Raw genomic sequence first — 21,254 nt, forward strand, 5'->3', positions numbered from 1 at the left:
CCACTGACTACGAGCACCACGCCATGCTGCTGCTGATACTTGCCTACCTGGGCGGGGTCCTGACGATCCTGAGCCCCTGCATCCTGCCCGTCCTGCCCTTCGTCTTCGCGCGGGCCGACCAGCCGTTCGTGCGCAGCGGGCTGCCCCTGCTGGCCGGCATGGGCATCACGTTCGCCGGCGTGGCCACGCTGGCCGCCGTGGGCGGCGGCTGGGTGGCGCAGGCCAATGAACTTGGCCGCTGGCTGGCCGTCGCGATGCTGGCCGTGTTCGGCGTGACGCTGCTGCTGCCAAGCCTGGCCGAACGGCTGACCCAGCCGCTGGTGCGTGCCGGCAGCCATTTGACAAACTTCGCCCAGGCCGACGGACGCCCGGCCAGCCCGGCGTCGTCGTTCCTGCTCGGCATCGCCACCGGCCTGCTCTGGGCGCCCTGCGCGGGCCCGATCCTGGGCCTGGTGCTGACAGGCGCCGCCCTGCAGGGGGCCAGCATCGGCACCACCCTGCTGCTGCTCGCCTATGCCGCCGGGGCCGCCACCTCGCTGGCCGTGGCGCTGCTGGTAGGTGGCCGCGTGTTTGCCGCCATGAAGCGGTCGCTCGGCGCGGGCGAATGGATCCGGTGCGGCATCGGCGCCGCCATGCTCGTGGGCGTGGGCGCCATCGCGCTCGGGCTCGATACCGGCATCCTCACGCGCATTTCCACGGTGGCCACCGGCGGGCTGGAACAGCGGCTGATCGATGCCTTCGCGGGCCGCAAGGACGCCGGCAACGGCGGTGGCGGTGGCGGTGGCGGCGCGATGATGATGCAGGCCAGGCCCCAGGCGATGGCGCAGAACACCATGGCGATGTCGGCCACGCCCGAGGCATCCGGCGGGTCGATGATGATGCGCGCGGCGGCCGGCCCCGCATCGGATCTGCCGGTCGAAGGCAAGTTTCCGGGTGTCGATGGCGCGGTGGCGTGGCTGAATTCGCCGCCTCTGACGGCAGAGGCCCTGCGTGGCAAGGTCGTGCTGGTCGACTTCTGGACGTATTCGTGCATCAACTGCCTGCGCTCGCTGCCGTACGTGAAGGCGTGGGCGGAGAAGTATCGCGACCAGGGGCTGGTGGTGATCGGCGTGCATGCGCCCGAGTTCGCGTTCGAGCGCAATGTCGACAACGTCCGCAAGGCCGCAAAGGACCTGGGCGTGACCTACCCGGTCGCGATCGACAACAACTACGCCATCTGGCGCGCCTTCCAGAACAACTACTGGCCGGCGCACTACTTCATCGACGCCCAGGGACGCGTGCGCTTCCACCATTTCGGCGAAGGTGAATACGACAAGTCAGAAGCCGTGATCCGGCAGCTGCTGGCCGAAGCCGGCCACACGGACGTGACAAAGGTCGCGACGACCGGCGGCACCGCCATGCAGGGTGTGGAGATGCCCGCCGACAACGACGCGATGCGCTCGCCGGAAACCTACGTCGGCTATGCGCGCGCCGAGCACTTCGCGTCACCCGGTGGCGCGCAGCAGGACCAGACCAGGGACTACACCACCCCGGCCAGTCTCTCGCTCAACGAATGGGGTCTGGCCGGCGGCTGGAAGGTTGGGCAGGAACAGGCATCGCTGGAACGTGCCAACGGGCGCATCGTCTACCGCTTCCATGCGCGCGACCTGCATCTTGTGCTCGGCCCCGGTACGGACGGCAAACCTGTGCGCTTTCGCGTGACGATCGATGGCCAGGCCCCAGGCGCCTCCCACGGCACCGACGTGGCAGCCGATGGCAGCGGCACGGTCACCGGCCAGCGGCTGTACCAGCTTGTGCGGCAGCGCGGCGACATCCGCGATCGCACGTTCACCATCGAATTCCTTGACGCCGGCGTGCAGGCCTACGCCTTCACGTTCGGCTGATCCATCCCTTTCGGAGAAGGCAGATCATGAAACCCACCGCCATCCTGCAACACTGGACCCGCCCCACCACACTCAAGCTCACCGGCCTGGCCTTCCTGGCAGCCGTGACGGTAACGTGGAAGCTGCCTGCCCTCTCGGCGGAAGCCGCGGTGAAGATCCCCGCCCCAACGGTCGACGAGAAACCGGGCACCAGCCACAGCGAAACCGCGGTGTTCGCCGGCGGCTGCTTCTGGGGTGTGCAAGGCGTGTTTCAGCATGTTCGCGGCGTGACACGGGTGGTGTCCGGCTACAGCGGCGGCGCCGCGGGCACTGCGCAATATGAGAAGGTCGGCACCGGGATGACGGGTCATGCGGAATCCGTCGAGATCCGTTACGACCCGACACAAATCAGCTATGGCAAGCTGCTGCAGGTCTTCTTCTCCGTCGCCCACGATCCGACACAACTGAATCGTCAGGGACCGGACTACGGCACACAGTACCGTTCGGCGATCTTCCCGCTCTCGCCCGAGCAACGCTCCATTGCGTCGTCCTACATCACCCAGCTCGGCGCGGCCAAGTCATTCAAGGCGCCGATCGTGACGCGCGTCGAAGACTACAAGGGGTTCTATCCCGCCGAGTCCTACCATCAGGACTATCTGGTCAACAACCCGAACTATCCATACATCGTCATCAATGACCTGCCAAAGATCGGCAACCTGAAGACGATGTTTCCGGACGTGTACCGGAATGAACCGATGCTGGTGTCCAAGGGGAAATAGCGGATGCCACTCAGCCCATCACCTTGACCACCGACGTCAGAAACCAGCCTGCCGCCAGGCAGGCTCCCACCCATCCAGAGCCGATCAGAAGTATGTCTCGCCAGGTCATTCGTCGATGTTTCGCCAGTACAAGCTGTCGCATTGACACAATGAGCACAGGCTAGACCATCACAGGACCAAGACACATGTCTGAAATGTAAGGAAGCGTTGCAGCAATTCACCTCGGCACGCTGCAAGCGCTCTCCGCTCCACTCTTCACGCTCCACGCTCTCCTCCCTCCTCTCCCGGCCAGTTCCGCCTTACGGGTTCCCCATTCGGGTGGCTTCAGATTTCCACAGGGTCAGTATTCAAATCCGGAAAATCGCCTGATTTTCCTGATTCTCCAGATTTTCCCATTTTCCAGATTTTCAGTAGCGGCCGCCCTTGCACTCACTGCATCGCCGGCGTCCTGCTACTGACCTATATATAGTCGGTCGCAACCCAAATATCAAATGCCTCTCACAACGAGGATTTCTGATCATCACGATAATCCATCCCCATATACAGACAACGAACTGGATTTATTATTATCATCATATACACTCTCCATGACCGATCCGTCGCATCGGCCCTGAATACCCTCCAAAGGGGACAGAATTTGCAACACACGGAAATCCATATCCTTATTCTCGGAAAGCAGCCAATCAGACCACGTCATAATAACCAGGGTTGATAAAAACCATGACACTGACTGACTCCGCAAAAACAGTTGCCGGTCAACAGCGCAATTGCAGGGGAAGTGCTGCCGCGAGAATGAGGAACGGCAAAAAATCTGCCTCGCAGATCACCCCGAGGCACAATAATCTCGCTCTCGCCATGCTGATCGGGCAATTTTTCAATCCGGCACTGTCTTCTTCCGCAGAAGCACAGACTTCCATACCTGTTGCCACAGATATCGGTACCTATCTGAATGGCAGCACTTCGGGCACCCCCAACTGGTCGGAGGCCACCAATTCCTTCCAGCTCAATTCGGGGGCAACCTGGAATAACTCGGTATCCGTGAATACCGTGGGGCACTCGGTCCTTTCGATTGAAGGGAACGGGAATACCGTCACGCGTGCCGCGAATAATGTTTTCAATTATAATTCCTCGAGCATCAACAACAACTCCGTCACGCTATCAAACCTGACATTCGGACAAACGACCAATGATAACCAGGCAATATTCTATAATACGGGCGGCACACGGACCTCCAATATATTCCTGAATAACGTCACATTCAACGGATTAACCGGCGCATTCGGTAACGTATTTTATCTGGATGGCACGACCGGCAGCTCCGTCGTCAATGTTACCGCCGGCACCGGCGACAACAAGGTGACTTTCAGAAACAACGCCTCCAACGGGGACGGCGCCGGTGTCCTTTCCATGCGCGCCGGCACCATGGTTTTCAATGGCGAATATGTATTTGATTCCAACTCGACCGAGAATTATGGCGGCGCGATCGCCATGTACCAGAACAACGGAGAGCTGACTTTCAATGGACAAACGACATTCAACAACAACTACGCCACCCGGTATTTCGGGGGCGCCGTCGATTTATGGGGTGGCGCCTCGACGCTCACCTTCAATGAAAGCGCCACGTTTACGAGGAATCATGTCGAGACAGCTTCCACCGGCTCTGGAAATCCTCGCGGCGGTGCCATCAACGTCGGCTACAATAGCCCGGGGTCCGGCGCAACGGTCGTCAGGTTCAATGGACCGGTCACGTTCGACGGCAACTACGTGGCGTCCACGGGCTCGGGGGGGTCCGCATATGGCGGCGCAATCAGCGCATATGGGAATGGGAATTCCTATAATTACCGGTATATTTTTGGCGGCCCCGCAATATTCCAGAACAACGTCGTCGCGAAAACCGGATCGGGAAGCGGGTCGGCATATGGCGGCGCGATTTACTATGACGCTTCCGGCGCACTGCTTAGCCTGTCATCCGGCACCCAGTTTCTCAATAATTCGGCTACGGGATTCGGCGGGGCCATTTACCTGCAGTCCGGAACCATTTCACTGACCGCAGCCACCGACAATATCCTGTTCCAGGGTAACCGGCACGGTGTCCAGGTGGATGGGGCCTACGTCCCCATCGCGGGAACCGGGATGCCCAATGGCATTTATCTCGGGTCGTCGGGCACATTGAATCTGAGTGCCAGTGCCGGTTATCAAATCCAGCTTCACGATCCGATCGCTTCCGTTTCCGGTTCCACCGTGACGGTCAACAAGACCGGCGCCGGCGATGTGGTCTTTTATGGAGACAACGGCGCCTCGTCCAATTACGACGCCAATATCACGGCCAATACCACGGTGCAGGACGGCAATTTCATCCTGGCCGATGGCGTGAAATACGGCAACACCACGGCAGGAACATTTACGGTTGCGGGTGGCGCGCTCCAGGGTAACGACAATACCACCCTCAGGGCCTTGAACCTGACAGTCCAGAATGGGGGGCAGGTCCAGGTCAATAATGGTCTTTTCACGCTCGATGCCACAAACATCAACTTCCAGGGCGGCGCGCAATTTTCCGGCAGCGGCACACTGGCTTCATCTGGCAACATCAATCTCGCCGGCACGGTTCTCGCCAATATCGCTTCCGGCTCCGCACTGAACGTGACCGGCCGGCTGGCCGGCACTGGCGGCCTCAATGTCCAGGGCGGTGGCACACTGCAGCTGTCATCATCGGCGAACAGTTATACCGGAACGACCAATATCAACACGGGCTCCACCCTCGCGGGAACCGTGGCCAATGCATTTGCAAGCAGCGGGAATGTCGTGGTGGATGGCACCCTCGACATGAGCGCAAATAATCTCAACCAGACTGCGCAGAATCTTTCCGGCGCGGGTTCCATCCTCCTTGGTTCGGGAACACTGACCGCCAGCGGCAGCACCAACACGACCTATTCAGGGGGCATCACCGGCGCCGGCTCGCTGACCAAGTCTGGCACGGGTACCTTGACGCTGTCCGGCACGTCCAACAGTTATGGCGGCGGCACCATGATTTCGGCCGGCACACTCCGCGCCACCAACAGCGGCGCGCTCGGCACGGGTGCGCTCACGAATAACGGCACCCTGCAATTCGATTTTGCCGATGCCAATTCGCTGGCCAACCGGATCTCCGGCACCGGCACCCTGCTGAAGACCGGCGCGGGCACCGCGACCCTGACCTCGGTGGATTCTGCCGCGGGGACCGTCAACGTCAACGGCGGCACCCTGCATTTCGACCAGGAGGGTATTTTTGCCGTGGCGAACAATATGACCACGGCCAGCGATGCAACCACGACGCTGGGCGCCAACGCACAGCTGCAGATTGGTCAGACATTCACCCAGGCAGCCGGGTCCACGCTGAATGTGGATGTCGGCTCGGCGAACTCGCCACTGATCACGGCAAGGTCCGCCTCGGTCAGTGGGTCGCTGCATGTTGCGGGCTTCAGCGGCACGCCGCCAGATTCCGCGAGCGAGCTGGACAACTCGCAGTACACGATCCTCCACACCACCAATGGCATCACCGGAACGTTCTCCGCCATCGACCTCAGTGGGGCGTCCGGCACGAGGGACTATCTGGTCCTCTCCGCCCACAAGAGCACCGACAACCTCGACTACAACCTCGGATTCGGCCTTGCCTGGTACGCCGGCACCTCGCTTGGCAACGGAACGTTCACACTGACTGCGGCATCCGATACGTTCAATGTCGATACCGCGCTGTCCGATCAGGCGGCGTCAACGACCGGCTGGAACGGCAAGAATCTGATCAAGGCGGGCGCCGGCACACTGACCCTGTCGGCCAAGAATACCTATACGGGTCAGACAGCCGTCAACGCGGGGACGCTGAGCGCCGGCATCGCCGACGCGTTCGCCACGAGCAGCGCGGTCTCCGTCGCCAGCGGCGCCACCCTCGCGCTAAACAACTTCAGCCAGACGGCCAAAAACCTGTCAGGCGCCGGCACGATCAATCTGGGAACACTTGACACGACAACGCTGACGGCCAATAACACTGGTGACACGGCGTTCTCCGGCGTCATCGGCGGCGTCGGCAAGCTCACCAAGACCGGAACGGGTGCGCTGACACTTTCCGGCACCAATACCTACAGTGGCGGCACCACCGTCTCGGGCGGCAGGCTGGTGGCCACGGGCGGCAACAGCCTGGGTACCGGCGCCATCGCCAACAACGCCACCCTGCAGCTCGACTTCTCCAGCGACAGCACCTTGGCCAACGCCCTGTCGGGCACCGGTAGCCTCACAAAGACCGGTACCGGTACGGCCACCGTGAGTACCCCGGGTAGCCAGGGTGCTGTCTCTGTCGAAGCCGGCACATTGCGTTTCGGCCAGACTGGCGCGTTCAACGCCGCCAGCTTCGTTACCGCCAGCGGCGGCACCACGGCCATCGACAACAAGGCGCAGCTCAGCGTGGCGAATGCCTTCACGCAGGCATCCGGTTCCAGCCTCGACGTTGCGGTCGGCACCGGCAACAACCCTGCCGTCACCGCAGGGTCCGCCACACTGGCCGGCACCCTGACCGTCAGCGGATACACCACCGCGGCACCTGCCACGGCCAGTGCGCTGGCCAACACCCTGTTCAGGGTGATCCATACCACCGGTGGCATCACCGGCGACTTCACTGCCGTCGATCTCGGCGACACGACCAGTGCCGTCGACTATCTGACCTTCGCCGGACGCAAGAGCGCCGACAACCTCGACTACAACGTCGGTTACGGGCTCACGTGGCAGGCCGGCACGACGCTCGGCAATGGGCTCTTCACACTGACCAATACCGCCGACCGGTTCAACGCCGATGTCGTGCTCGCCGACCAGACCGCGTCGGCCACGGGATGGAACGGCCACGATCTGACCAAGGCCGGCGACGGCACGCTGACCCTGTCGGCCAAGAACACCTATACGGGACTCACCACCGTCAGCGCCGGCACGCTGGCGGCCGGCATCGCCGATGCCTTCGCCAGCAGCAGCGCGGTCTCCGTGGACAGTGGCGCCACGCTCGCGCTGAACAATTTCAGCCAGACCGCCAACAATCTGTCAGGCGCCGGCACGATCACTCTGGGCTCTCTCGCCGCTACCGTGCTGACCGCCAACAATGCCAGCGACACGGAGTTCTCCGGGATCATCGGCGGGGCCGGCAAGCTCACCAAGACGGGGACGGGTGCGCTGACGCTCTCGGGCACCAATACCTATACCGGCGGCACCACCCTGTCCGACGGCACGCTGATTGCCACCAGCGGCAGTGCCATGGGCACCGGTTCGGTGACCAACAACGCCGCCCTGCAACTCGACTTCGCCAGCGACGGCACCGTGGCCAACGCACTGTCCGGCACCGGCAGCCTCACCAAGACCGGCACGGGCACCACCACCCTGACCGGTGGCGGCACGCAGGGTACCGTCGCGGTCGATGGCGGTACGCTGCGCTTCGCGCAGACCGGGATATTCAATGCCGACAGCGTCACCACCGCCAGCGGCGCCACCACCACCCTCGACAACAGGGCACAGCTCAGCGTGGCGAATGCCTTCACGCAGGCATCCGGTTCCATCCTCAACGTTGCGGTCGGCCCCGGCAACAACCCTGCCGTCACCGCAGGGTCGGCCGCGCTGGCCGGCACCCTGAACATCACCGGATACACCACCCCGGCCCCAACCTCGGCCAGCGCGCTGGCCGACATCCGGTACACCGTGCTCCACACCACCGATGGCATCACCGGCGACTTCAGTGCCGTGGACCTCGGCGGCGCGGCTAGCACGGTCGACTACCTGACGCTGTCCGGACGCAAGAGCGCCGACAACCTCGACTACAACGTCGGCTTCGGCCTCACCTGGCAGGCTGGCACCACGCGCGGCAACGGCGTCTTCACGCTGACCAATACCACCGACAATTTCAACGTCGATGTCGTGCTTGCCGACCAGGCCGCGTCGGCCACGGGATGGAATGGCAAGAATCTGACCAAAGCCGGCGACGGTACGCTGACCCTGTCGGCCAAGAACACCTATACCGGGCTGACTACCGTCAGCGCCGGCACGCTGGCGGCCGGCATCGCCGATGCCTTCGCCAGCAGCGGCGCGGTCTCTGTCGCCAGTGGCGCCACCCTCGCGCTCAATGACTTCAGCCAGACCGCCAGGAACCTGTCCGGCGCCGGCACGATCAGCCTGGGATCCCTCGACACCACTGTGCTGACCGCCAACAACACCAGCAACACGGCCGTCTCCGGGATCATCGGCGGGGCCGGCAAGCTGGCCAAGACCGGCACGGGCACGCTGACGCTGTCTGGCGCCAACACGTATACCGGCGGCACCACGGTCTCCGATGGCAGACTGGTGGCCACCAATGCCAGCGCCATGGGCACCGGCGCCGTGACCAACAATGCGGCACTGCAACTCGATTTCGCCAGCGACGGCACCCTGGCCAACACCCTGTCCGGCACCGGAAGCCTCATCAAGACGGGCACCGGTGCGGCCACCGTGGGCGCGGTGGGTACCCAGGGCGCCATTGCCGTTAACGCCGGCACCTTGCGTTTCGGCCAGACCGGCACCTTCACCGCCGGCAGTGTCACCACTGCCAGCGGCGCCACCACGGCCATCGACAACAAGGCACAGCTCAACGTGTCGAATGCCTTCACGCAAGCCTCCGATTCCACGCTCAGTGTCGCCCTTGGGGCCAGCAACGAGCCCGCTGTCACCGCAGGCTCGGCCACCCTGGCCGGCACGCTGAACGTCAGCGGATACACGGTCGCGGCCCCCGTCTCGGCCAGTGCGCTGGCAGGCACGCACTTCACGATACTTCACACCACCGACGGCATTACGGGCGACTTCGCCACCGTCAACCTCGGGGACGCCGCCAGTGCCGTGGACTACCTGACCATTGCCGCCAACAAGAGCGCCGACAACCTCGACTACAGCGTCGGATATGGCCTGACCTGGCTGGCCGGGAAAACGCTCGGCAACGGCGTCTTCACGCTGGCCGATGCCACCGACGCCTTCAACGTCGACGTCGTACTCGCCGATCAGGCCGCATCGGCCACCAAATGGAACGGCAAGGATCTGACCAAGGCCGGGGACGGTACGCTGACGCTGTCGGCCAAGAACACCTATACGGGACTGACCGCCGTCAACGCCGGCACGCTGGCCGCCGGCATCGCCGATGCCTTCGCCACGAGCAGCGCGGTCTCCATCGCCAGCGGCGCCACGCTGGCCATGAACGACTTCAGCCAGACCGCCAGGAACCTGTCCGGCGCCGGCACCATCAGCACCGGCACGCTCGACACCACCGTGCTGACGGCCAACAACACCAGCGACACCGCCTTCTCCGGCATCATCGGCGGCGCCGGCAAGCTCACCAAGACGGGCACGGGCGCGCTCACGCTGGGCGGTGCCAATACCTACACCGGCGGCACCACCATCTCGGGCGGCACGCTGGTCGCCACCAGCGGCAGTGCCATGGGGACCGGCGCCGTGGCCAACAACGCCGCCCTGCAGCTCGCCTTCGCCAGCGACAGCACCCTGGCCAACACCATCTCCGGCACCGGCAGCGTCTCCAAGACCGATGACGGCACCGCCACACTCACTGGTACTAATACGTACAGCGGCGGCACCACCATCTCGGGCGGCACGCTGATTGCCACCAGCGGCAGCGCCATGGGAACCGGCGCCGTGGCCAACAACGCCGCTCTGCAGCTCGCCTTCGCCAGCGACAGCACCCTGGCCAACGCCCTGTCCGGCACCGGCAGCCTCACCAAGACCGGTGCCGGCACCGCCACGCTGACCGGCGGCGGCACGCAGGGTACGGTCGCGGTCAATGCCGGCACCCTACGCTTCGGGCATACCGGGATATTCAATGCCGACGGCCTCACCACCGCCAGTGGCGCCACCACCACCATCGACGGCAACGCGCAGCTCAACGTGACCAACGCCCTCACGCAGGCGACTGGCTCCACGCTCAGTGTCGCCCTGGGTGCGAACAACGACCCCGCCATCACCGCGGCCAGCGCCGCGCTGGCCGGTACGCTGAACATCAGCGGATACACCACCGCGGCACCGGCCACCGCCAGCGCACTGGCCGATACCCTGTTCAGGGTCATCCACACCTCCGGCGGCATCACCGGCGACTTCACCACCGTCAACCTCGGGGGCGCCGCCAGCGCCGTCGACTACCTGACGCTGGCCGGACGCAAGAGCGCCGACAACCTCGACTACAACGTCGGCTTCGGCCTCACCTGGCAGGCCGGCACGACGCTCGGCAATGGACTCTTCACGCTGACCAATACCGCCGATGCCTTCAATGTCGATGTCGTACTCGCCGATCAGGCCGCATCGGCAACGGAATGGAACGGCAAGGACCTGACCAAGGCCGGCGCCGGTACGCTGACCCTGTCGGCCAAGAACACCTATACGGGACTGACCACCGTCAGCGCCGGCACGCTGGCCACCGGCATCGCCGATGCGTTTGCCACGAGCAGCGCAGTCTCTGTCGCCAGCGGCGCCACCCTCGCGCTCAATGACTTCAGCCAGACCGCCAGGAATCTGTCCGGCGCCGGCACAGTCAGCCTGGGGTCCCTCGACACAACAGTGCTGACGGCCAATAACGCCAGCGACACCACCTTCTCCGGCGTGATCGGCGGCGCCGGCCAGCTCACCAAGATCGGGGCGGGTGCGCTCACGCTCTCGGGCATCAACACCTACACCGGCGGCACCACCGTCTCTGATGGCAGACTGATTGCCACCAGCGGCAGCGCCATGGGAACCGGCGCCGTGGCCAACAACGCCGCCCTGCAGCTCGACTTCGCCAGCGACAGCACTCTGGCCAACGCCCTGTCCGGCACCGGCAGCCTCACCAAGACCGGCACCGGCACCGCCACGCTGACCGGCGGCGGCACGCAGGGTACGGTCGCGGTCAATGCCGGTACGCTGCGCTTCGGGCAAGATGGCGTCTTCACCGCCAACAGCCTCACCACCGCCAAGGACGCCACCACGGCCATCGATGCCACCGCGCAGCTCAACGTGGCCGATGCCTTCACGCAGGCCTCCGGCTCCACGCTGAGCGTCGCGATCGATGCCGGCAACGACGCCGCCACCGCCGAACGCAACGCGCTGCTCGCCAGCAGCCAGCCGGTCATTACCGCCAAGAGCGCGGCCCTGGCCGGCACCTTGAGCCTCAGCGGATACACCACAGCAGCCCCGACCACGGCCAGCGCACTGACCGGCACGCATTTCACGGTACTCCACACCACCGACGGCATCACGGGCGACTTCAGTGCCGTGGACCTCGGCGGCGCCACCAGCGCCGTCGACTACCTGACGCTGGCCGGACGCAAGAGCGCCGACAACCTCGACTACAACGTCGGCTTCGGCCTCACCTGGCAAGCTGGCCCGACGATGGGGAACGGCGCTTTCACGCTCACCGGCCCACCCGATGCCTTCAACGTCGATGTCGTACTCGCCGATCAGGCCGCGTCGGCTACAGGATGGAACGGCAAGGACCTGACCAAGGCCGGCGCCGGCACACTGACCCTGTCGGCCAAGAACACCTATACGGGACTCACCACCGTCAGCGCCGGCACGCTGGCCACTGGCATCGCCGATGCCTTCGCCAGCAGCAGCGCGGTCTCCATCGCCAGTGGCGCCACCTTGGCGCTCAATGACTTCAGCCAGACTGCCAGGAACCTGTCCGGCGCCGGCACAGTCAACCTGGGATCCCTCGACACCACCGCGCTGACGGCCAACAACACCAGCGACACCACCTTCTCCGGCGTGATCGCCGGCGCCGGCACGCTCACCAAGACCGGAACCGGTGCCCTCACGCTCTCGGGCTCCAACACCTACACCGGCGGCACCACCCTGTCCGACGGCACGCTGATTGCCACCAACGGCAGCGCCATGGGAACCGGCGCCGTGGCCAACAACGCCGCCCTGCAACTTGCCTTCGCCGACGACAGTACCCTGGCCAACGCCTTGTCCGGCACCGGCGCCCTCACCAAGACCGGCACCGGCACCGCCACGCTGACCGGCGGCGGCACGCAGGGTACCGTCGCGGTCAATGCCGGCACCCTACGCTTCGGGCAGACCGGCATATTCAATGCCGACAGCCTCTCCACCGCCAGCGGCGCCACCACCACCATCGACGGCAATGCGCAGCTCAACGTCGCCAACGCCCTTACGCAGGCGACTGGCTCCACGCTCGGGGTCGCCCTGGGTGCGAACAACGACCCTGCCATCACCGCGGCCAGCGCCGCGCTGGCCGGCACGCTGAACATCACCGGCTTCTCCGCCAGTGCCCCCAACACCGCCAGCGCATTGACCAGCACCTTGTTCAGGGTCATTCACACCACCGACGGCATCACCGGCGACTTCACCACCGTCAACCTCGGCGGCGCCGCCAGTGCCGTCGACTACCTGACGCTGGCCGGACGCAAGAGCGCCGACAACCTCGACTACAACGTCGGCTTCGGCCTCACCTGGCAGGCCGGCACGACGCTCGGTAATGGGCTCTTCACGCTGACCAATACCGCTGACGCCTTCAACGTCGATGTCGTACTCGCCGATCAGGCCGCATCGGCCACCGGATGGAACGGCAAGGACCTCACCAAGGCCGGCGCCGGCACACTGACCCTGTCGGCCAAGAACACCTATACGGGACTGACCACCGTCAGCGCTGGCACGCTGGCGGCCGGCATCGCCGATGCCTTCGCCACGAGCGGCGGGGTCTCCATCGCCAGTGGCGCCACGCTGGCCATGAACGACTTCAGCCAGACTGCCAACAATCTGTCGGGCGCCGGCACCATCGCCACCGGCACGCTCGACACCACGGTGCTGACGGCCAATAACACCAGCGACACGGAGTTCTCGGGGATCATCGGCGGCGCCGGCACACTCACCAAGACGGGGACCGGCGCGCTTACGCTCTCGGGCTCCAACACCTACACCGGCGGCACCACCCTGTCCGACGGCACGCTGATTGCCACCAGCGGCAGCGCCATGGGAACCGGCGCCGTGGCCAACAACGCCGCCCTGCAACTTGCCTTCGCCGACGACAGTACCCTGGCCAACGCCCTGTCCGGCACCGGCAGCCTCACCAAGTCCGGCACCGGCACCGCCACGCTGACCGGCGGCGGCACGCAAGGTACCGTCGCGGTCAATGCCGGCATCCTACGCTTCGGGCAGACCGGCATATTCAATGCCGACAACCTCACCACCGCCAGCGGCGCCACCACCGCCATCGACGGCAACGCGCAGCTCAATGTGACCAACGCCTTCACGCAGGACGAAGGTTCCACGCTCGGTGTCGCCCTGGGTGCGAACAATGACCCTGCCATCACCGCGGCCAGCGCCACCCTGGCCGGCACGCTGAACATCACCGGCTTCTCCGCCAGTGCGCCCAACACCGCCAGCGCACTAACCGGCACCTTGTTCAGGGTCATCCACACCACCGACGGCATCACCGGTGACTTCACCACCGTCAACCTGGGGGGCGCCGCCAGTGCTGTCGACTACCTGACGCTGGCCGGACGCAAGAGCGCCGACAACCTCGACTACAACGTCGGCTTCGGGCTCACGTGGCAGGCCGGCACGACGCTCGGTAATGGGCTCTTCACGCTGGCCAATACCGCCGACGCCTTCAACGTCGACGTCGTACTCGCCGATCAGGCCGCATCGGCTACCGGATGGAACGGCCACGATCTGACCAAGGCCGGTGACGGCACGCTGACGCTGTCGGCCAAGAACACCTATACCGGGCTGACCACCGTCAACGCCGGCACGCTGGCCGCCGGCATCGCCGATGCGTTTGCCACGAGCGGCGCGGTATCCATCGCCAGTGGCGCCACGCTGGCCATGAACGACTTCAGCCAGACTGCCAACAATCTGTCGGGCGCCGGCACCATCGCCACCGGCACGCTCGACACCACGGTGCTGACGGCCAATAACACCAGCGACACGGAGTTCTCGGGGATCATCGGCGGCGCCGGCACACTCACCAAGACGGGGACCGGCGCGCTTACGCTCTCGGGCACCAACACGTACACCGGCGGCACCACCCTGTCCGACGGCACGCTGATTGCCACCAGCGGCAGCGCCATGGGAACCGGCGCCGTGGCCAACAACGCCGCCCTGCAACTTGCCTTCGCCGACGACAGTACCCTGGCCAACGCCCTGTCCGGCACCGGCAGCCTCACCAAGTCCGGCACCGGCACCGCCACGCTGACCGGCGGCGGCACGCAAGGTACCGTCGCGGTCAATGCCGGCATCCTACGCTTCGGGCAGACCGGCATATTCAATGCCGACAACCTCACCACCGCCAGCGGCGCCACCACCGCCATCGACGGCAACGCGCAGCTCAATGTGACCAACGCCTTCACGCAGGACGAAGGTTCCACGCTCGGTGTCGCCCTGGGTGCGAACAACGACCCTGCTGTCACTGCAAGCTCCGCCACGCTGGCCGGCACGCTGAACATCACCGGCTTCTCCGCCAGTGCGCCCAACACCGCCAGCGCATTGACCAGCACCTTGTTCAGGGTCATCCACACCACCGACGGCATCACCGGCGATTTCAGTGCGGTGGACCTCGGCGGCGCCGCCAGTGCCGTCGACTACCTGACGCTGGCCGGACGCAAGAGCGCCGACAACCTCGACTACAACGTCGGCTTCGGGCTCACCTGGCAAGCTGGCGCCACGCTCGGTAATGGGCTCTTCACGCTGACCAATACCGCTGACGCCTTCAACGTCGATGTCGTACTCGCCGATCAGGCCGCATCGGCCACCGGATGGAACGGCAAGGACCTCACCAAGGCCGGCGCCGGCACACTGACCCTGTCGGCCAAGAACACCTATACGGGACTGACCACCGTCAGCGCTGGCACGCTGGCGGCCGGCATCGCCGATGCCTTCGCCACGAGCGGCGGGGTCTCCATCGCCAGTGGCGCCACCCTCGCGCTCAATGACTTCAGCCAGACCGCCAGAAACCTGTCCGGCGCCGGCACAGTCAGCCTGGGGTCCCTCGACACAACAGTGCTGACGGCCAACAACACCAGCGACACCACCTTCTCCGGCGTGATCGGCGGCGCCGGCAAGCTCACGAAGACGGGGACGGGTGCGCTCGCGCTCTCGGGCTCCAACACATACACCGGCGGCACCACCGTCTCTGATGGCAGACTGATTGCCACCAGCGGCAGCGCCATGGGAACCGGCGCCGTGGCCAACAACGCCGCCCTGCAGCTGGACTTCGCCAGCGACAGCACCCTGGCCAACGCCCTGTCCGGCACCGGCAGCCTCACCAAGACCGGCACCGGCACCGCCACGCTGACCGGCGGCGGCACGCAGGGTACCGTCGCGGTCAATGCCGGTACGCTGCGCTTCGGGCAGACCGGGATATTCACCGCCGACAGCCTCACCACCGCCAGCGGCGCCACCACGGCCATCGACGGCAATGCGCAGCTCAACGTCGCCAACGCCCTTACGCAGGCGACTGGCTCCACGCTCGGTGTCGCCCTGGGTGCGAACAACGACCCCGCCATCACCGCCGCTAGTGCCACGCTGGCCGGTACGCTGAACATCACCGGCTTCTCCGCCAGTGCGCCCAACACCGCCAGCGCATTGACCAGCACCTTGTTCAGGGTCATCCACACCACCGGCGGCATCACCGGTGACTTCACCACCGTCAACCTCGGCGGCGCTGCCAGCGCCGTCGACTACCTGACGCTGGCCGGACGCAAGAGCGCCGACAACCTCGACTACAACGTCGGCTTCGGCCTCACCTGGCAGGCTGGCGCCACCCTGGGCAATGGCGTATTCACGCTGGCCGCGGCAACCGATACCTTCAATGCCGACGTCGTACTCGCCGATCAGGCCGCGTCGGCTACCGGATGGAACGGCCACGATCTGACCAAGGCCGGCGCCGGTACGCTGACCCTGTCGGCCAAGAACACCTATACGGGACTGACCACCGTCAGCGCCGGCACGCTGGCGGCCGGCATCGCCGATGCGTTTGCCACGAGCGGCGCGGTCACGGTCAACGCGGGCGCCACGCTGGCCATGAACGACTTCAGCCAGACTGCCAACAATCTGTCGGGCGCCGGCACCATCGCCACCGGCACGCTCGACACCACCGTGCTGACGGCCAACAACGCCAGCGACACCACCTTCTCCGGCGTGATCGGCGGCGCCGGCACACTCACCAAGACCGGAACCGGTGCCCTCACGCTCTCGGGCTCCAACACCTACACCGGCGGCACCACCGTCTCTGATGGCAGACTGGTGGCCACCAGCGGCAGCGCCATGGGCACGGGTTCGGTGGCCAACAACGCCGCCCTGCAGCTCGACTTCGCCAGCGACAGCACCCTGGCCAACGCCCTGTCCGGCACCGGCAGCCTCACCAAGACCGGGACAGGCACCGCCACCCTGACCGGCGGCGGCACGCAAGGTACCGTCGCGGTCAATGCCGGTTCCCTGCACTTCAGTCAGAACGGCATCTTCACCGCGGACAGCCTCACCACCGCCAGCGGCGCCACCACCGCCATCGACGGCAACGCGCAGATCAACGTGGCCAACGCACTCACGCAGGCGACTGGCTCGCAGCTCAAAATGACCCTCGGCGCCAACAACAGCCCCGCCATCACCGCGGGCTCGGCGACGCTTGGGGGCGTTCTGGCCATTGCCGGGTTCTCCGCATCCGCGCCCAACACCGCCAGCGCGCTAACCGATCTCCGGTTCACGGTTCTCCGCACCACCGGCGGCATCACCGGTGACTTCTCCAGCATCAATCTCGGCAGCGCGTCGAGCCCGGTGGATTATCTGGTCGTCGGCGGACGCAAGAGCGCCGACAACCTCGAGTACAACGTCGGCTTTGGCCTCGCCTGGCGAGCCGGCCCCCGGCTAGGCAACGGCGCCTTCACGCTGGCCACGGCAACCGATACCTTCAATGCCGACGTTGTGCTTGCCGATCAGGTTGCCTCCGACACGGGGTGGAACGGCAAGGACCTCACCAAGAACGGCAACGGCACGCTCACCCTGTCGGCCAAGAACACCTACACCGGCAAGACAGGGATCAACGCCGGCACGCTGGCCACCGGCATCGCCGATGCGTTTGCCACGAGCAGCGCAGTCACGGTCAACCCGGGCGCCACCCTGGCCCTGAACGACTTCAGCCAGACCGCCAACAATCTGTCGGGGGCCGGTACCATCAGCCTGGGCAAGGCCGCCGCCACCACGCTGACGGCCAATAACACCATCGACGCGGTCTTCTCCGGGGTCATCGGCGGTGCCGGCCAGTTCGCCAAGACTGGCGCCGGCACGCTCTCGCTCTTAGGCAACAACACCTACAGTGGCGGCACCACCATTTCGACCGGATCGCTGGTTGGCACCGCCACCAGCTTCGGTACCGGCGCCATCCTGAATAACGCGGCGCTGATTATCGATCAACCCACCAATGCCACACTGGCCAACGCCATCAACGGCACCGGCACCTTCACCAAGTCCGGCGGAGGCAGCCTTACGCTGACCGGCGACAGCAAGCTCTCCGGCGCGACTTCCGTGGAAGGCGGAGACCTTGTCGTCAATGGCTTCCTGGGCAATTCCGCCGTGACCATGCAGCGCGGCACCGCACTCCGTGGCAATGGGTCTGTCGGACAGACCAGCATTGTCTCCGGTGCCAAGATCGCGCCGGGAAATTCCATCGGCACCCTGACCGTCAATGGCGCCTATTCGCAGGCTGGAGGCTCCACGTATCAGGCGCAGGTCGACCCGGCCAGTACCCGGTCTGACCGAATCCAGGTCAATGGCGCAGCCACACTGGCACCGGGCGCGATCCTGGAAGTCGCCAAGCTCGCCCCGGGCGAGTATTCGGTGGACTCCAACTACACGGTGCTGTCCGCGACCCATGGCGTGACTGGCACCTACACGCTGGCCGGCGACACAGGTGGCGCGTTCTATCTCCTGAAGGATGTCTATGACGCCAACAACGTCTATCTGAGAGCCACCCGGGTACGCAGCTTTATCGACGCGGCCGGAACGCGCAACGAGATGGCCACGGCCGGCGCGCTGGACAGCATGCCGGACAGCAACGTCATCAAGTCCGTGGTCACCGGACTGGAGACTGACGACGAGGCCAGGCTTGCCTTCAATCAACTGTCCGGCGAGATTCATGCATCGATCAAGAACGCACTGCTGGGCGATAGCCGCCAGATCCGCGAGACCGCCATCGATCGTATTCGACAACGATTCTGCGGGCCAGGCTTCGACAATGGCATCGCGGCATCGGATATGGTGGGGGCCAGCCCAGATGTGCCGGACACGCCGGAAGACGGTGGATGCTATCGCCGGACCACCCGGCCCGCAGGATGGGCCCGCGTTTTTGGTTCGTGGGGAAAGACTGCTGGCGATGGCAATGCGGCGCGCCTGAGTCAGGACGTCGCCGGCATCCTGATGGGTACGGACACCACGATTGGCGAACAATGGAACGTCGGTGCGTTACTCGGCTACACCCACAATGGCATGAACGCCGACGCCAGGAATTCCTCGGCCAGCAGCGACAACTATCACGCGGGGATTTACGGTGGCACGCAGCTGGGCCCCCTGGGCATCCGCACGGGTGCAGCATTTTCCTGGCACACCATCGAGACCCATCGATCACCGGTCTTCACGGGCTACTCAGACAACCTGAAGGCCAACTACAACGGCCGCACGATGCAGATTTTCGGGGACATGGGGTACCAGCTCGCCATGCGGCGCATGAACCTGGAACCGTTCGTCAACGTCGCCTTCGCCAACACGCGCACCAACAGCTTCAAGGAGAACGGCGGCGCCGCGGCGCTGGCCGGCGACGGCAACAGCATCAGCTCAACGTACACGACACTGGGCCTGCGCGGTTCGACCACCATCGACATGCCCAAGGGTGCAAAACTGACCGCGCGCGGCATGCTTGGCTGGCAGCATACGTTCGGCACTTCCGTGCCCGTTGCGAACCTGTCGTTTGCCGACAGCAATCCTTTCACCGTTGCCGGCGTACCCCAGGGACGCAATTCGATGGTCATCGAGGCCGGGCTGGACTTCCAGTTCACCCGCAGGGCGTCACTCGGCGTGGTGTTCAGCAGCCGGTTTGGTGGAGGGACCACTACCCAGGCTGTGCAGGGCAGGCTCGCCATCCAGTTCTAGCCCCTTCGTGCTGTCCGTGCTCCGCCGGGCATGGCCGCCAGCGTGCGTCAGCCCTGTGGCCGCCACGATAGCGATTGACGGGCCAGCCCGGATCTCCGAGACATCCTCGGCCAACCGGGGGCCGCCTGTGACATTTATTGCCGCATCGACGTTGAAACGGCGCGCCAGAAATGAAAAACCCGCACAGCCAATGACTGTGCGGGTTTTATTCTGGTCGGGGCGAGAGGATTTGAACCTCCGACCACCTGCACCCCATGCAGGTACGCTACCAGGCTGCGCTACGCCCCGAAGAAGAACGAGATTATATCAGAGCCGACAGTAATGGCTAGTGGTTTGCAGTGAATTTATTCGGGCTTCGCGATTTGCTTCAGTTGCGCCAGCAGATGCTGGATTTCCACCAGGTCGCCGCGCAGCGTGTTCAGGTCGACCGACAGCACCGGCGGTTGCACTGCGGCGTCCGGTTGCGCCGCGACGGCTTCGTCCGGCATGGCTGCTCCGACGCCATGATGACGCCCTTCGTCCAGCCGGTTGCGCGCACCGTTGATCGTGAAGCCCTGCTCGTAGAGCAGTTCGCGAATCCGCCGGATCAGCAGGACTTCATGGTGCTGGTAGTAGCGGCGATTGCCGCGGCGCTTCACGGGCTTGAGCTGCGTGAACTCCTGCTCCCAGTAGCGCAGGACGTGCGGCTTGACGGCGCAAAGCTCGCTGACTTCACCAATCGTGAAATAGCGTTTTGCGGGAATCGGCGGCAGCGAGACGCGCTCGCTGGATTTTTCCGTCATGCGATGGAGAAGCTGATGTCAGCCCCCTCGGGGGCCAGACGCGGTTGGCGCGACGCGCGCGCGGCATTGCAGGATACAGACAGCCATCGCCCCGGGCAATCCAACCGATGTGGCAAATTGATACAGGTGTCTGTGCGCCGCGACGGTCATCGTTCGGCAGGCGACTGACGCACGGGGCGTCAGTCCTGCTGCGTCGTCAGCCCGGAAGCGCCACGTCGGCGCGTTCTTCGACCAGGCTCTTGAGCTTCTGGCTGGCGTGGAACGTCACCACACGGCGCGCCGTGATCGGAATGATCTCGCCCGTCTTGGGATTGCGGCCGGGACGTTGCGCCTTGTCGCGCAACTGGAAGTTGCCGAAGCCGGACAGCTTCACGCTGTCGCCCTTCTCCAGGGCTTCGCGAATCACGTCGAAGAAAGCTTCGACCATATCCTTCGATTCGCGCTTGTTCAGGCCAACCTGCTCGAACAGCATTTCTGCGAGTTCGGCCTTGGTCAGGGTAGGCACCTCGGCAGCGCGGGCTTCCGGCGATGCATCGTCGAAGGAGGCAGCATGCCGGTCGCTTGCCTCACCCAGGTCTGCAGCATTCATGGAAATCGCGTCTCGATCGTTCATCCTTGATCGCTCTCTTGCATCTGTCTGGCGATCCGCCCGGGAGCTGTGCCCG

5 protein-coding genes and 1 tRNA gene are annotated in these 21,254 nt (G+C 64.9%); 3 read left to right on the top strand and 3 right to left on the bottom strand.

What is annotated here, in order from left to right; translation table 11 throughout:
- Nucleotides 1-23 precede the first annotated feature (23 nt).
- The 3 genes from AC24R4_RS26385 (at nucleotide 24) to AC24R4_RS26395 (ending at nucleotide 19,807) form a co-directional block, all read left to right on the top strand.
- Nucleotides 24-1,883, top strand: a complete 1,860-nt coding sequence (locus AC24R4_RS26385) for a cytochrome c biogenesis protein DipZ (protein WP_487523866.1) — start codon at nucleotides 24-26, stop codon at nucleotides 1,881-1,883.
- Between the two features lie 26 nt (nucleotides 1,884-1,909).
- Complete coding sequence (gene msrA, locus AC24R4_RS26390; RefSeq protein ID WP_487523867.1) at nucleotides 1,910-2,641, top strand: peptide-methionine (S)-S-oxide reductase MsrA; 732 nt, start codon at nucleotides 1,910-1,912, stop codon at nucleotides 2,639-2,641.
- A gap of 720 nt (nucleotides 2,642-3,361) precedes the next feature.
- Entirely contained in the window at nucleotides 3,362-19,807 is a 16,446-nt protein-coding gene (locus AC24R4_RS26395; protein ID WP_487523868.1) for an autotransporter-associated beta strand repeat-containing protein, read from the top strand.
- 211 nt (nucleotides 19,808-20,018) lie between these two features.
- Here AC24R4_RS26395 and AC24R4_RS26400 read toward each other — a convergent pair.
- The 3 genes from AC24R4_RS26400 to AC24R4_RS26410 all read right to left on the bottom strand — a co-directional run bounded on the left by AC24R4_RS26400 (nucleotide 20,019) and on the right by AC24R4_RS26410 (nucleotide 21,202).
- Nucleotides 20,019-20,095: transfer RNA gene (locus AC24R4_RS26400), tRNA-Pro, on the bottom strand.
- A gap of 56 nt (nucleotides 20,096-20,151) precedes the next feature.
- Nucleotides 20,152-20,589 (bottom strand): MerR family transcriptional regulator, encoded by a 438-nt coding sequence (locus AC24R4_RS26405; protein WP_400392802.1) that lies wholly within the window; start codon nucleotides 20,587-20,589, stop codon nucleotides 20,152-20,154.
- A gap of 196 nt (nucleotides 20,590-20,785) precedes the next feature.
- Complete coding sequence (locus AC24R4_RS26410) at nucleotides 20,786-21,202, bottom strand: integration host factor subunit alpha (protein WP_400392803.1); 417 nt, start codon at nucleotides 21,200-21,202, stop codon at nucleotides 20,786-20,788.
- Nucleotides 21,203-21,254: the final 52 nt, after the last annotated feature.

This window comes from Cupriavidus sp. CER-90 (assembly GCF_057652055.1).

Coding starts and splice junctions, on each gene's coding strand:
- AC24R4_RS26410 (WP_400392803.1), bottom strand. CDS start 21,202: ATGAACGATCGAGACGCGATTTCCATGAATGCTGCAGACCTGGGTGAG.
- AC24R4_RS26385 (WP_487523866.1), top strand. CDS start 24: ATGCTGCTGCTGATACTTGCCTACCTGGGCGGGGTCCTGACGATCCTG.
- AC24R4_RS26395 (WP_487523868.1), top strand. CDS start 3,362: ATGACACTGACTGACTCCGCAAAAACAGTTGCCGGTCAACAGCGCAAT.
- AC24R4_RS26405 (WP_400392802.1), bottom strand. CDS start 20,589: ATGACGGAAAAATCCAGCGAGCGCGTCTCGCTGCCGCCGATTCCCGCA.
- msrA (WP_487523867.1), top strand. CDS start 1,910: ATGAAACCCACCGCCATCCTGCAACACTGGACCCGCCCCACCACACTC.